General features: G+C 67.1%; 10 protein-coding genes and 4 pseudogenes. 11 read left to right on the top strand and 3 right to left on the bottom strand.

The features are described from left to right. On the bottom strand, positions 1-866 hold an 866-nt coding region (locus ACFWYW_RS58130), incomplete at its 3' end, for an IS256 family transposase (protein WP_379627672.1). 718 nt (positions 867-1,584) lie between these two features. Continuing rightward, positions 1,585-2,421, bottom strand: a complete 837-nt coding sequence (locus tag ACFWYW_RS58125) for a helix-turn-helix transcriptional regulator (protein ID WP_379627674.1) — start codon at positions 2,419-2,421, stop codon at positions 1,585-1,587. Positions 2,422-2,524: 103 nt separating this feature from the next. On the opposite strand from ACFWYW_RS58125, the gene ACFWYW_RS58120 reads away from it, so the two are divergent. The 7 genes and pseudogenes from ACFWYW_RS58120 (at position 2,525) to ACFWYW_RS58090 (ending at position 8,193) form a co-directional block, all read left to right on the top strand. Further along, on the top strand, positions 2,525-3,739 hold the full coding sequence (locus ACFWYW_RS58120; RefSeq protein ID WP_379627676.1) for an MFS transporter: 1,215 nt from the start codon (positions 2,525-2,527) through the stop codon (positions 3,737-3,739). A 99-nt stretch (positions 3,740-3,838) separates the two neighbouring features. Further along, a pseudogene (locus ACFWYW_RS58115) lies at positions 3,839-4,111 on the top strand (GntR family transcriptional regulator); the annotation flags it as partial. Positions 4,112-4,314: 203 nt separating this feature from the next. Continuing rightward, a pseudogene (locus ACFWYW_RS58110) lies at positions 4,315-5,274 on the top strand (PLP-dependent aminotransferase family protein); the annotation flags it as partial. 56 nt (positions 5,275-5,330) lie between these two features. Next, positions 5,331-6,620, top strand: coding sequence for an NAD(P)/FAD-dependent oxidoreductase (locus ACFWYW_RS58105; protein ID WP_379641439.1), 1,290 nt, complete (start codon positions 5,331-5,333; stop codon positions 6,618-6,620). A gap of 55 nt (positions 6,621-6,675) precedes the next feature. Beyond that, positions 6,676-7,041, top strand: a pseudogene (locus tag ACFWYW_RS58100) (hypothetical protein); the annotation flags it as partial. 48 nt (positions 7,042-7,089) lie between these two features. Continuing rightward, a pseudogene (locus ACFWYW_RS58095) lies at positions 7,090-7,325 on the top strand (IS3 family transposase); the annotation flags it as partial. Positions 7,326-7,572: 247 nt separating this feature from the next. Further along, positions 7,573-8,193 (top strand): hypothetical protein, encoded by a 621-nt coding sequence (locus ACFWYW_RS58090; RefSeq protein ID WP_379627680.1) that lies wholly within the window; start codon positions 7,573-7,575, stop codon positions 8,191-8,193. Between the two features lie 1,171 nt (positions 8,194-9,364). Here the strand turns inward: ACFWYW_RS58090 and ACFWYW_RS58085 are convergent. Then, the gene (locus ACFWYW_RS58085; protein WP_379627682.1) at positions 9,365-9,844 is read right to left on the bottom strand and encodes a hypothetical protein; all 480 of its coding nucleotides are present in this window, start codon (positions 9,842-9,844) and stop codon (positions 9,365-9,367) included. A gap of 218 nt (positions 9,845-10,062) precedes the next feature. Here ACFWYW_RS58085 and ACFWYW_RS58080 point away from each other — a divergent pair, with 218 nt between their 5' ends. The 4 genes from ACFWYW_RS58080 to ACFWYW_RS58065 all read left to right on the top strand — a co-directional run bounded on the left by ACFWYW_RS58080 (position 10,063) and on the right by ACFWYW_RS58065 (position 13,453). Next, the gene (locus ACFWYW_RS58080) at positions 10,063-10,491 is read left to right on the top strand and encodes a hypothetical protein (RefSeq protein WP_379627684.1); all 429 of its coding nucleotides are present in this window, start codon (positions 10,063-10,065) and stop codon (positions 10,489-10,491) included. A gap of 122 nt (positions 10,492-10,613) precedes the next feature. Then, a complete protein-coding gene (locus ACFWYW_RS58075; protein ID WP_379627686.1) occupies positions 10,614-11,531 on the top strand; it encodes an esterase/lipase family protein in 918 nt (305 codons plus the stop codon). Positions 11,532-11,558: 27 nt separating this feature from the next. Continuing rightward, the gene (locus ACFWYW_RS58070; RefSeq protein WP_379627688.1) at positions 11,559-11,945 is read left to right on the top strand and encodes a hypothetical protein; all 387 of its coding nucleotides are present in this window, start codon (positions 11,559-11,561) and stop codon (positions 11,943-11,945) included. Between the two features lie 524 nt (positions 11,946-12,469). Further along, the gene (locus tag ACFWYW_RS58065) at positions 12,470-13,453 is read left to right on the top strand and encodes a phosphotransferase family protein (RefSeq protein ID WP_379627690.1); all 984 of its coding nucleotides are present in this window, start codon (positions 12,470-12,472) and stop codon (positions 13,451-13,453) included. The last annotated feature ends 663 nt before the right edge of the window (positions 13,454-14,116 follow it).

Here is a 14,116-nt window from a genome sequence, read left to right as displayed (position 1 = left end):
GCGAGACGAGCTGATCGCGGACCTCGCTCGGTATGCCCATACCAAGTCAACGAGTTCAAGATCGAAAAGCAACGCCTTGATTCTTTACGGCTCCAGTGGGTGCGGCACCGCTGCCAGCACGCGCCGGGCAGGGCGGCGCCGATCGCCTCGATCAGGCCACGGTGGGCATCGGAGACGACCAGCTGAACGCCGGACAGGCCGCGCGCGACCAGGCCGCGCAGGAAGGCCAGCCAGCCCGCGCCGTCCTCGGCCGAGGTGACGTCCAGGCCGAGGACCTCGCGCTGGCCGTTGGCGTTCACGGCGGTGGCGAGCAGGCAGTGCACGGTGATCGTGCGGCCGCCCTCGCGCACCTTCTGGGTCAGCGCGTCGATCCAGACGAAGGTGTACGGACCGGCATCCAGGGCGCGGGTGCGGAACGCCTCGACCTGCTCATCCAGCACCTTGGCCATCTGTGAGACCTGGCTTTTGGAGATGTGCTTGATGCCGAGCTGCTCGACCAGCTTGTCCACCCGCCGGGTCGAGACGCCGAGCAGGTAGGAGGTGGCGACCACGCTGATCAGCGCCTGCTCGGCCCGCCGTCGTCGCTCCAGCAGCCAGTCCGGGTAGTACGAGCCCTGCCGGAGCTTGGGAATGGCGAGCTCGATCGTGCCGGCCCGGGTGTCCCACTCGCGATTGCGGTAGCCGTTGCGCGAGTTGGTCCGCTCCTGGCTGCGCTCACCGTAACCGGCCCCGCACAGGCTGTCGGCCTCGGCCGACATCAACGTCTCGGCCATGGTCTTCACCATGGATCGCAACAGATCCGGATCACCGGTCTCGATCTGCTGCGCCAGCCACCGGGCAGGCGTCACACTGTTGTCCGCGGTCATCGCCGTTCTCCTTCTTGGAATCGTTGCTACGAAGGATCACGCGATGGCCGTTCTCATTTCACGACGCCACACCTGTTGACCAGGTCAAACTCGTACACCACTTCCGTGGACGCAACCTCCCGCGCCAACCGGAGGATCAGGGCGCGGGTCTCCTCAGAGATCGATGGCCGGCCGTTGCTTGGCGGGGAAGGTCCGCTTCTTCTTCACCACCTCCGATGCCAGGCCAGCAGCGTGCCAGGCGTCACGATGCGATGCAGCCGAAGGCGAGCGGGTAACAGCCTGGCCAACGCGGCCAGCAATGCCCGTTCGGCCCAGTCCGGCCTGGGCCGAACGACCTATCGGCGCAGCACCGCGACCTCATGCCCGCAACACCAAGATCTCCACCTCTTTGGCGGCGCTACCCCGAGCGAGCAGCACCAGCCAGCCGAACACCCGACCACCAGCAGATACAGAAGCCGAAACAACACAAGAGACGCGCCTAGAAGACCAGGTCAGACCCTCATTGCCAGTTTCTGGCACCGGACAGGCGCCGACGGTCGCCGGAGCCTGAAGGCCATGAAAACCGCCGCTGAACTCGCGACGACCGTCAGTACGGCCAGCCGTACTGACGGTCGATTTCCCCCATATCGCGATCGTAGCTCCGAAAACGGACGTCCCGGCGGGGTGCACGATGGTGACCGAGCACGCCGTTACACGCACGCTCGACACGAGCGCGCCGTTACGAGATGGAGCGGAGCCGGCCGTGGGACTGGCGCTGAAGCTGGTCGATAATCTCGGCCGTCTGGTCGTCGGACGGGAGGAAGATGACGAGCTGCTGGGCGTCCGTGGGGAGTTCGAGTGTCTCGCGCAGCAGGCGAAGCTGGTGACCGGCGGGGTGGTTGAGCCGGAGAACGCCGCGGCGTGGAACCACGTGGCGGTTCAGGCGCTCGGTGAAGTCGGGGCCGGCGACGGGGGTGAGCTCGGCCGTGAGCCACTCGAGATTTTCCAGGGACGGCGCCTGCCACAGGTCGAAGGCCTGCTCGTCCGCGACGTCGTCCCAGTCGACGAAGAAGGTCCTGGCGCGGGGATCGGTGAACAGGTAGCGGTTGAGGTTGGGATGCGCGGCGTCGAGCAGTCCGGTTCCGCTGGTGACCAGCTGGAAGCTGCTGGTGTGGGCGAGGATGTCGCCCAGCCGGTTCGTCACGATGGCGACGCCTGATTCGAGGAGGCGGAGGGACTGCAGGACGGATGCCCGTACGCTCAAGGTCGGTGGCACGGGCCGGATCTGGACGGAGCATTCGTCGCTGGTGATCTTCGCGAGGTAGCGCAGGTGGTTGCGTTCGGAGTTCTCGAGGCGGAGCGCGTCGGCGAGGGAGTTGACGACCGCCAGCGATGGGTTGCGGTCGCGGCCCTGCTCGATGCGGGTCAGGTATTCGACGCTGATGCCGGCGCACGTGGCGAGGTCCAGGCGGCGCAGACCAGGTGAGCGGCGGCGGCCGCGCTCCGGTAGGCCGAGGGATTCCGGCTGGATGCTGTCACGCTTGGCCCGGATGAAGTTCCCCAATGGCGTCCCCACTCCGACAGGGTACCCAGGCCGCTCATCGCGCAGCGTGGCCCTCTTGGGGCTAGCCTGAGCACGGTCTGGCTGCCGGTCGTGGTGTCGCTTGATCGTGGTGTTCATGGAAAATACGTCACCGCGGCGTTCCGGTCAGGCATTGCTGGTGTTCGGGATACTTGTGGTCGCGGCGAACCTGCGGGCTAGTTTGACCGGTGTCGGGCCGTTGCTGGATCGCGTACAGGCTGATCTGGGGTTGGCCCCGGCTGTGGCTGGGCTGCTGAACACGCTGCCGCTGCTGGCGTTCGTGGTGCTGTCCCCGATGGTGCCCCGGCTGGCCGCGCGGTGGGGAGCCGAGCAACTCCTTGGGTACGCGCTCGTGGTGCTGACGCTGGGAATCGCGCTGCGGTGGGTGCCGGCGACGGCCGGGCTGTTCACAGGAACCGTGCTGATCGGGGCGGGCATCGCGGTGGGCAACGTGCTGCTGCCGAGCCTCATCAAGCGTGACTTCCCCACCAAGATAGGACTCTTGACGAGCGCGTACGCCACTGTGATGGGCGGTGTGGCCGCGGTGGCGTCCGGGGTGGCGGTGCCGATCAGTGACATCGCCCCCGGCGGTTGGTACACCGCGCTGGGCTGCTGGGTCGTGTTCGCGCTTGTGGCGGTCCTGCTGTGGCTTCCCCAGATGCGGGCTCCGCGGCGGGCAGCGCAGGGGACTCGCCATCAGCGGCTGCCGTGGGGTTCTGGGCTGGCGTGGGCGGTTACGGCGTTCATGGGGTTGCAGTCGCTGGGCTTCTACGTCGTCGTGACGTGGTTTCCCCAGGTCTTCCAGGACAGTGGCATGAGCGCGGCCGCGGCGGGCTGGCTGCTGTTCTTGTTCCAGGCGGTCGCGGTCGGAACCAGCCTGGCGGTGCCCGGCGCCCTGCGATGGGCACGTGACCAGCGCGCTCTGGCGACGATCTGCTCGGCCATCATGCTCGCCGGCTACCTGGGACTCGTGGTGATGCCAGGACTGGCACTGCTGTGGAGCATCGTCCTCGGACTGGGCGGCGGAGCCTGCCTGGTGCTCGCCCTGGCCTTCATGAGCATGCGCGCGCAGGACGCGACCGGCGCCGGCGCGCTGTCGGCGATGGCGCAGTCGATCGGCTATCTACTGGCCGCCGTGGGTCCGGTGGTCTTCGGGCTGCTGCACACGATGAGCGCCGGCTGGCGGGTACCGCTCATGTTGATGTGCGTCGCCGCCGCCGGCCAGATGATCGTCGCCTTGGTGGCCGGCCGGGGCACGGTGCGCGCGGCCGATGACGGGGTACCGGATCCTGTCCCGTCGGCGGGACGCTGAATCTTTCCACGGTCATCCGCCGACTTGCCAAAAATCTACTTCGCCCCTTCGGGAGCGCTATTTCGCCCCTGAGGGGGACAGCCCATCGCTGGCCGGGGAATGCCAGCGTGGAAGAGAATACGCGTTGAACGGAGAATTAGCGTCGGGGGAACAATGTTACCGATAGCCATCGACCGGAAATCGCGGGTGCCCTTGACCGTGCAAATCCAGTCGGCCATCCGCGGACGGGTACAGGACGGCACCCTGCATCCAGGCGTACGGCTGCCGTCGAGCCGCGATCTCGCCGAAGACCTCGGGGACTCCCGCAGCGTCGTGGTCCAGGCCTACGCGCAGCTGAGCGCCGAAGGCTATCTCCGCTCCATGCAGGGGTCGGGCACCAGGGTGGCGACACATCTGCCGCAACTCGGCCGCGTGGCCGCCGTGCCCGCCGGAGGCGCGGAAGCCCGCTTCGACCTGCGGGTCGACGCGACGAGCACGGTGCTCTTCCCCTCGCGTGAATGGCTGCAGGCCTACGAGCACGTGGGCCGCTCGATCGGTGAACCGGCCCGCGCCGCCACCCCCTCGGCGTCCCAGAACTCCGCGCCGAGCTCGCGGCCTACCTCGGCCGTTCACGGGGCGTCCTGGCGGCCGCGGAGCAGGTCGCTCTCACCGTGGACTTCGACCACACCATCGGCGTGGTGTGCCACGTCGTGCGCGGGCTCGGGGGCGACCACATCGCCGTGGAGAACCCCGGCGCGCCCTGGCAGGCCAGGCTCGCCGAACATGCCGGTCTCACGGTGACCGGGGTGCCTGTGGATCACCAGGGCATCAGCGTCGACGCGCTCAGGCGGTCCGGCGCGCGAGCGGTGCTGGTCACACCGGTGTCGCAGGTGCCGACGGGCGTCACGCTGTCACCGGGCCGGCGGGAGGCGCTGCTGCGCTGGGCCGCCGACGTGAACGGCTGGGTGATCGAATACGACCGGGACGGGCACCTGTGGCTCGGCGCGGGCAGTGGTCCGCTGGCCCTGCAACGGCACCGTCCCGACCGGGTGATCTACGTGGGGGCGACCGGGGCCCTGCTCGGTTCGTGCATACGGCTCGGCTGGGCGGTGGCGCCGGACCTGGTGACGGCGCGGCTCGGCAGGATGCAACTGGGCGCCCCTGACCCGCTCACTCAGCTGACCTTCGCCCACTTCATCTCCTCGGGCGTGCTCGATCAGCATGTACGGCATGTCCGGAGCGTCTTTCGCGGACGGCGTTCGGCGCTGCGGGACGCCGTCGCGCGATATCTGCCCGGGGCCAGAATGACGGGTGTTCCCGCAGGTACGCACGCGTACATCCACTGGTCAAGCGGAGTCGACGACGTACGACTGACCGCTGTCGCACGGGAGAGGTCGGTTCTCGTGCATGCTGGCAGGCACTTCCAGCTCGACCGCCGGCCGTTCGCGCCCGGGGTCGTGGTCGACTATGGCGCGGTGCGCAGCGGCCAGCTTCCAGAAGCCGTCGGCGTGCTCGCCGCCGCGATGCGTCAGGTCGCCAGGCTGCTCGCGTCTTGACACCGGAGAATCACCATCAGGGTGACGTTCGGTAATTCCATCATTCCGCGGAATGTATGCTCGCTATTTGTCAAGGACAAATAGCGAAAACCTGCTTGTCCGTTGTTATTCAGACCAGTCGCGGCCCGCCCAACCATACCAATTGGCTCATTTATTGCATGGCGGTGAGCGCTCGTGATGCCCTGCTGCTCGTGACGAATTCTCTCGAACGAGTGAAGACGGTCGGGGTCGTGGGGGCAGGCGTCATTGGAGCTTGCGTGGCCTTCTCCCTCGCGCAACGCGGGGTGCGGGTTCATTGCGTGGAGCGCGCGCAACCTGGAGGTCTGACGACGGATGTCAGCTTCGCTCGCTTGAGCGCCTACCAGCAACCGACCTACCCGCGGTTCGAACTGAGCCACACCGGGATGATCGAGCACATTCGCTTTGCGAACCAGTTCGCCTCCGCACCCTGGTGGCATCCGACCGGCAGTCTGGCCTGGAGCGATGCCGCCGGCACCGGTGGCGCCGGCACCAGCGAGTCGTTCAGCGAGGTCGTCGACCGGCTCAGCGCTTGGGGCTATCGGGCGATCTGGTACGACCCCGCCCAGGCGAACCGGGATTGGGAACCGGGCATCGCGTTCCCGCACGGACAGGCATCGATCGTGCGGTTCCCGGACGAAGGCTGGGTCGACGGGCCACGGCTGGTCTCCGCATTGATCAAGTCCGCGATGCGATCCGGCCACCTGAAGGTGTGGAAGGGCGCCGTCGAGGAGATTCGGGTCCGCGGCGGCCGGGTCGTGGCGCTCCGGCTGGACAACCAGGCCGTCATCGAGGTCGACGCGGTCGTCAATGCCGCGGGTCCTGAGGCCCTCACGGTCGCCGCGGCGCTCGGAGCCCCCATGTCGGGGGCGGTCGCGCGGCGCAGCAGCCTCGTGGTCGACCTCGCGGCGAACGGCGATCCGCTACGGCATGTCCTGCGCGGAGCCGAGGCGCACCTCCGGTCCGCGGGACCAGGCCGCGTGCGGGTGCGATCCGATCAGGTCGACGTGGGCCTCCCGGCCGAGATCCGGTCCGAGCCCGGCGACGAGATCGTCAAGGACCTGCTCGATCGGGTCTATCGGACGGTTCCCGCGCTGGCATCGTCGGCCGTCGAGCGTGTTCGCATCGGTGCGGCGGTATTCCCCTCGGACGGCTTTCCCAGCGTCGGCGCACTGTCTGGTATTTCGGGCTACTTCGAGGCATTCGCCAACAGCGGCATCACTCTTGCCCCGCTCATCGGACGAACCCTGGCAACGCAGATTGTCACGGGAGAGATCCATCCCCTTTGGGGGCGATGCTCTCCCGACCGTCTGCGGGTGGCGTCGTAAGGATTCTCGAAACCAAGTTGGAGGATACGTGTCCGCATATCCAGAGCTCCGGGACATGATCACGAAGTTCATTTCGGAGGAGCCATCCGAAATCAAGCAGATGCGAACGGGAACACTCCCTGACCTGCCCGGATCATATGATCAGTATTTCACCGCATGGGATTTCGCGAACAGCATCGTCCGCGACTACTCCATGAACCTCTACCAGCTCGTGAGAATGGCGACGGACGAGAGCCTGTCGGTCGACAACGTGCTGAGGGTCTTCCGTACTCTTGATCCCATTTACAGCACCTTCCTCGGCTACAACGGTTTCCCCACGCTGGCGGAGTACGCCACCAGGATCGGGGAACCCGCCGACGATCGCCGCGAGCTCCTGGACAGGCTCTCGACGTTCACCGAATACGTGAACCGGCTGACCGCCTGGTCGCACCACTACTTCCCGTGGCACATCGGCGAGCACTACCGGTACACCTACGGCTCGCCCCGGGTGACGGCCGAGTTGCGTGCGGCGGGAATCGTGGTCAACCACAAGCGGGTGATGCGCGAGCACGGCATCGCCGGGCCGCGGCTGCGCAAGAAGGTCCGCACTACCGTGCTGGAGCCGGACGCAGCGCCGGTGCCGGACCTGATCCAGCGTGACTTCACCGCCGAGCAGCCGAACACCCGCTACGCGGCGACATCACTTACCTGCCCGTGGGCGGTGGCGCTCACCTCGTCGACGAACTGGGCGGATCTTCCCGGAGAGGACAGGCCGTCTCATCCGCCGCGGGGATCTCATGCGAATAGCTCCCGACCGCCGGGCACAAGCTCGGCCGGATGAATGGAGCGCAGAGTGCACGGCAATCACGTAGGTTCGCGGCCCCGACGACGGTGGCTGATATCTCTGCTGGCCGTCGTAGCCGTGCTGGGCGGCGGAGCCGTACCCGCATCCGCCAACTCGACTGGAGCGGCATTGCGCGACTTCGACGCCGTCACCACCGTGAACGAACGCAATGTGTGGAAGCACATGGCGCTGATCGGCGACCAGTACGCGATCTACAACGACCTCAGGCTCATCGAGGGACCGGCCTCGATCAGGCAGAAGTGGCCGTTCCTGCCCGAGCAGTTCACCCACGACGTGGACTCGGCAGGGATCTCCTTCAGCGGTCCCGGTTTCCGCTGGCGTCACACCTGGACCAAGGGCAACCAAGCGATCGTCTTCGAGGACTCCGGCATCATCTCCGGGCCCTTCGCGATCCCCACTCCGTACGACGGCATCAGCGACCTCAACATCGGAAGCGGCCCGACCGCGCGGGTCCGGCACTTCGCGGTGCGAGGCGGCCTGTTCACCTTCTTCGACGGCCTCAACTTCACCATCCCCACCGCTCGCCTGGCCGATCAGGCGTTCCTGCCCGAACGGTTCAAAAGCGACCTCGATGACGTCTCGCTGGAGATCGAGAACAGCGAGCCCACCAAGTTCAGCTACTACAAGGACAACGAGCGCCTCATCTTCGGCTCCGGCGGCCGGATCATCGAGCTGGTGAATCTCGACGTCAAGTGGCCGTTCCTGAACAGCTGGCGGACCATCACCTGACCGGGCAGCGCTTCGCTTCGAAACCATGAAGTGGCCCGGGCCAGCCAGGCCCGGGCCACTTCAGCCGGGTTGAACCCTTGATCGTCCAAGACGCCCCGACATGGCCGGGTGGCGGGCCCTGGCACCTGGGGGCGGCGAAGCGCCCAGCGCGGCATCGCCGCCACCTTCCGGCAGGTCGGCGGCGCCGACAGTTCAGACTCATCCGTCCTCAGAGGCGTTTCATGGGTCCGTTTCAGCAGCTCAGCCGCGTGCACCGACAAATGAAACAACGAGCCCGCAGGTCAGGTACGGCGGACGTTTACCGGGCGACCACTCATGAAACACGGCGCCCAAGGCTTATGGCGGCGACGGGGTCCTGCTGTCCCGTCTCGCGCAACGTTGCCGCTGTCTCACATGATCTTGCTGGATTCGCCGCCGGGGAGAACGTCGCATGAGACAGGCAGGGATCATCCATGCTCGTCTGGGCCCCGACCTCGGTCAACGCTTGGATCGGGAAACGCTCCGGCCGACAACATGACGTGAGATGCCGTCAGGGATCCTTGTCTGGCCGACAGCGTTGAATGAGATTCGGCCGCTACCTCGTCTCCTCCGAGATTGCTTCTTACCTGGTCAGAGCCTCGTCGAGAGGCAAGGCCTACTGAGACGGGACACCTGCTGGCGCAAGAATCTTGTGACCCGAGACGCACGAGCGTCTGATCGAGTCGTTCGCCACCTAGCGATCCGTTCATGCAGTGTCGCTGACCGCCGCGACCCGCACGCCAGCAGCACCTGGCCCGCAGCCGTGGTCAGGTAACGCCTGCACGCCAAACGCACCGCACACGACGCTGCTGACCAGGCCGGCCCGGCTGGCCAGGCCGGCGTGCGGGCAGGGCCGCCTGATCCCCGCTGAACCGGGCGGACGAGTTCTCGACGCGCTGACCCGCGAACGGCCTCCCGGGCTTCCTCCAGGTCGGTGACGATGACCGGCCGGGCCGAGGTCTGGCCTCCACGGTGTGGCCGATCAGCAGCCAGCAGGGGTGGACATCGCGGTCACGGTCCACACGGCAGCGACGCGGCGCTCGGGCACTTCTTCCAGTCCTGCACCGGAGGAGGCCCGTGTCCCCTCTCGTCGCTTACCCTGAAGAAGGCATCCTTCCATCGGTTCACGTTCTGATCGCGGTTGTAGTTGCTGTCATAGAGATCGGGCAACTGCGAGCAGGAGAGCCACGCCCCGCGCAAAGTCGGTGTCGCTCATATTCGCGTGAGTGAGATCGAGCCCAGCGATCTGTGCCTGGCGAAGATCAGCATTGGCGGAATTGCCCCTGTGCACATCAGCCCCGCGGGTGCGCTCCAGCATCGCGCGCAGCGGCGCGGACTGGGCGAGCACGGCCATCGCCGCGGCGTAGGAGTCGCCGACCGTCTCCCGGCGCAGCTCGCCCCATTCCGGGGCGGCCACCAGGGCGGCGGCCACCTGGTGGTTGATCGCGCGGCCGGGCTCCATCTGGGCGCGCGGCCGCAGCTTCGCGTCGCTCTTGTAGGCGGCGCTCCACACGTCCTGCAGCAGGTCGGTGGCGTGGTCATGGCGCTCGGCCAGCTCGCGCAGCGCGGCCGGGTGGAAAGGCCCAGCCAGCGAGGGGTGAGGGTCCGCTCGCTTTCTCGTCAGTGTGTGCAATCGTACGCAGAACAATGCTGGTGACCGTCCTAGCGTGGGCGGGGATAGGTGGTTGCCCCACCGGCGGAGGACGGGCCGGGCAGCGCGTCCGACAAGAACAGGCCCGCCGCCTGATCATGATTGGTCTCACATTCATCTCCCGCACCCGGAACGACGCGAACCGAGCCTGCGGGGGACTCCGGCAGCGCTCCGGCTTGATGGCCGCGACCGCACTACTGATGGCGGCGTTGCTGAACCCGCCCGCGTCGGCTACAGCTCAGCCACTCGCATCCGGCTCCCTTCAGGGGAAGGCCTCCGCCGCACAGGCCGCGCCCTCCAGCGCGCACCGGGACGCCGGCAGGCGCGGGCAGAACGTCACCGCCGCGATGGCCACCAAGGGCGTGCGCAACCTCTACGGTGCCTTCCACCACAAAGGCGACTGGCTGCAGATGATCGATACCTGCCGCGACGGCAAGACCGGCACGCTGGAGGTCCGCTACCACAGCTCGAAACCGATCGCCTACTACGACCTGTGGAACTACCCGGGTCACTGCGGACAGCGGTGGATCAACACCAACTTCCAGGAGAAGGAGTACGTCGGCATCCGGCTGTGCCGCCCTTCCGGCGGCGCCCGCACGTGCACGCCCTGGCGCTGGGGCATCGCCTGAGCGCGCTGCCGTAGAGCAGCAGCGCTCCGCGCCGCCACCGTCCAGGCTGTGAAGGCCCTTCAGGAGAGCCACACCCTGCGACGAAGAGCATCGACATGCCTACCTCGGAGGTAGCAATGACCATGGCAAGAGCTGTCACCCCGACTCTCCTTCTGGCCCCGCTGCTCACCACCATCCCAGCAGGTGCCGCTCCGGCCATCGCCACTTCGGCGAGTACCACCCCGGCGGGCGCCGTCGCTGAGGCTGCGCCCCGCAGGGCTGACGGCAAGGGCCGTCCGGTCATCTTCGTGCACGGCTTCAACCGGAGCGCGGACACCGATTGCGCCGCCGCCTGGCACAACGCCCGGCTGGTGCTGAAGCAGCACGCCTGGCGAGCCAGGTCCTACACTTTCGGCTTCTACCGAGGCGACCGCAACTGTGACATGCACGCCAACGGCACCACCGACACCCGCATTCAGAACGTCGGCGCGGCCCTGGCCCGGCGCATCTACAAGCACTTCACCAGTAAGGGCATAGCTGTCGACATCGTGGCGCACTCCATGGGCGGCCTGGTCACCAAGGCCGCCATCCAGGGCACCAACTTGTACGGCAAGCAGAGCCGCAAGTGGCCGTCCCGCCTGTACGTCGAAGACGTCGTCACCCTCGGCACCCCGCACCGGGGCGCCAACTTCACCAACACCTGCACCTTCACCCACGAGCAATGCAGCGACATGCGGGTGGGTAACACCGGCTTCTTGAAGTGGGTCGGCCACCGCCCGCAGTCCCAGATGGGCACCGACTACACCTTCGTGACCTCGACCGGCGACAACACCGTGCCGGAGAGCTCCGCCACCGATGGCCACAGCGGCCCCCACTGGGTCAGGTACGAAGAGACCCGCGCCAAGGAGATCACTCACTCCGGACTGAGTCAGACCGGCCCGAAGCCGGTGCGAGCGTGGAATGCCACCTGGCGGAACCGGGACGGCAAGCAGCACTCGGGCAAGATCGAAAGCCCGCTGCTGCACGCGCTCGCGGCCCTCTACCGCCACAGCACCTTCTGACCACGCCTACGGAATTGAGGAGCGGACATGCATATCCGACACACCGTCGCCGTTCTCGCGTTGACGCTGACCGGCATCGCAGCCACGACCCCGGCGGCATCCGTCGGCCAGGCAACGATGATGGCGGACGGATGCAACCACTACACCTGTATCGAAGCGGGACCCAACAGCGCCAGGACCGGCATGGTCAAGGCCTCATGGCGCTGGAACCGCTGCTGGCCCAAGTCCCACTTCCACTTCTGGGGCCCCGGCTTCGACTTCAACACCCGCGAGCTCCGGAACTGCTCCGGCAGGCCACCCACGGAAACGCGCTGGTTCGGCCCCTTCAAGCGCGGCACGTACTGCGTTGAGGGATGGTTCAAAGACGGCTTCGGCGCCTGGCACTCCATCGGCCTGCCGTGCGTCACCATTTGAGATCGCGCCAAGCGTGGCGGGCGGCGCCAAGCTCCGCAGCACCACGACGTGGTTGCGGTGATGACCTCCTCGAGGCTCGCACAGAGCGGGATGAGCGGTGTCAGGTGCGTGAGGGTGAAGACGCCACGCCACCAGAGGCGGCGCGCACGCCGTGGTCAGAGTGCCGTTGTCCTTGGCCTGATGGATGAGCTCGTTGATCCCGAGTGAATCGATAAGGTCGGGCTCGATGCGTCAGACTGTCGCCGTGAGCTGTCCGGAGCGCGTCGCGCAGCATCTGACGGCGTCGTAGACCAGGGTGGGGGCAAGCTCGCGCAGGTGCTCCCAGACTGGCAACTGCCGCGCGGCGGCGATCTGCTCCTCCGGGGGAGCCGACAGCCCATCCTGAGCGGACTGCGGCGCTCCTGCCTCCGGCCTCCAGCAAGACGCGCGCGGGCCGTCTGCCGCCAATGCGACACGAGGACCGGGGCGGCGCTTTCCGAAAAACCGAGTGGCAGCTCGCTTGCCGCACAGGTAGCTTCCCGTCCGTGTTCGTCGACGAGCCGGCTAACGATCCGGCGCTGCTGAGGACGCTGGCGGCCGCTGGTCTGCCGGCAACCGGGCGCTTCCTTCCCAAGGCCGGCTGGGTCAGCCGCGTGTGGATCGGCGATGAACACGTCGTACGGCTGAGCAACGACGGACGGTTCCGCGACGCCTATCGCCACGAGGCCGCAGTTGTCAATCTGCTCGCCAGCAGCGAGGTCCCACACGCCCGGATTCTCGCCCACGGCGACGGCCCGGACGGGCCGTGGTGTGTCTCCGAACGCCTGCCCGGTCGAACCGTGCACGAGGTATGGCCGGCGGCGGACTCGCACACGCGCCAAGCAATAATCGAAAGCCTCGGCATTGCGTTGCGCGCACTTCACCGCGTTCCTGTCCCGGCCGGCCTGCTGCCGCCCTGGCTGGCCGACGCACTCGCCGGCAAGCCGTGGCCTGCGTTCCACCCACCCGTAGTGAGTGCGGCGCTCCAGCAGGTCGAGGCCGCCCGGCGACTGCCCGGTCATGACTCGCGCCTGCTCGCGGACGTCGCCGACTGGATCCAGGAGCGGCTGGCGTTGTTCGCCGCCGACGAACCCGTCCTCGTCCATGGTGATCTCCACGGATCCAACATGATCGTCGACCAAGGGCGCGTCACCGGTCTTATCGACTTCGCGGAGGCGTTGGCTCAGCCGGCGGATGTCGAGCTCGATACCATCCTGCGCTGGTGCGCGCAGGCGCGGCAGTTCCCACCCACACCCGATGAACGAGGGCTCGACGAGACCACACTCACAAAGGTCCCCGGATGGCTGCACGGCGCGTATCCGGAGCTGTTCGAGCGTGAGCATCTGCGCGAGCGGTTGCAGTTCTATGACATGTACGGGGAGCTCGCGCTCTACGCACACCACCCCCAACCCGACATACGCGAAGCGGCGCAGGACCGCATCGCTCGCCTGCTTTCCGGCCATAGCCATCTAGATGGACTCACCTGGTAGGTCGTCCTCTTCGCGCCAACACGGGACCTTCACGCGACGTAAGCGCGACGTGGGCGTGGTGGTGGGCGTGTTCGAGCACGAGGCTGGTCTTGCCTACCCCACCGAATCCGTGCACCGCGAGCACGCAGGGCCGCCGCTCGGAGGAGGTGAGCTGGTGGTGGATCTGCGTCATGACCTCGTCTCGGCCGGCCAGCAGCGGCGGCCGCGGGGCCAAGCGGATCGGGCGCGCGTGTGGCCTCCCCGCTTGGGCAGGTGTACGGGACCTGTAGCGATCAGCCCGAGGTGGTCGCCGCCAACGGCAGCTGACTGCCACTCTGTCGCCTCCACCCGCCTACAGGCGGTGTCGTGGTTGAGGCCCTCGTGGTCGGAGCCGCCAACGCCGGTCACACGTCTACTGTGCGACCTGGTCAACGGTCGAACAATCGGAATGGCCGAACTGCCCGCGCCTCCTGCCTCGTCGGGAAAGAAGCAGCGTCTGCACCTCGGCCGCTCTTAACTAGATCGCTGATGTGAAATTCCGTGATCGGCTGCGGGCATGACGAAGGGCGTCCATGGTCGGTGTGTGAATACAGACTTAGACGCCCTTCTGATCGCACTCTATGTCTATCTGGATGATCATGTGATGCCTTCGCGGGAAAGCCCCCGAGGCCGTGGGCGTCCGGC

This window comes from Nonomuraea sp. NPDC059023, from assembly GCF_042740095.1.
Lineage (GTDB): Bacteria > Actinomycetota > Actinomycetes > Streptosporangiales > Streptosporangiaceae > Nonomuraea.
This window is presented reverse-complemented; position numbering and strand designations above follow the sequence as displayed.

Excerpts from the sequence above, each read along its gene's own strand:
- ACFWYW_RS58120 (WP_379627676.1), top strand. The coding sequence starts at position 2,525 with ATGGAAAATACGTCACCGCGGCGTTCCGGTCAGGCATTGCTGGTGTTC.
- ACFWYW_RS58105 (WP_379641439.1), top strand. The coding sequence starts at position 5,331 with ATGCTCGCTATTTGTCAAGGACAAATAGCGAAAACCTGCTTGTCCGTT.
- ACFWYW_RS58080 (WP_379627684.1), top strand. The coding sequence starts at position 10,063 with ATGGCGGCGTTGCTGAACCCGCCCGCGTCGGCTACAGCTCAGCCACTC.
- ACFWYW_RS58075 (WP_379627686.1), top strand. The coding sequence starts at position 10,614 with ATGGCAAGAGCTGTCACCCCGACTCTCCTTCTGGCCCCGCTGCTCACC.
- ACFWYW_RS58070 (WP_379627688.1), top strand. The coding sequence starts at position 11,559 with ATGCATATCCGACACACCGTCGCCGTTCTCGCGTTGACGCTGACCGGC.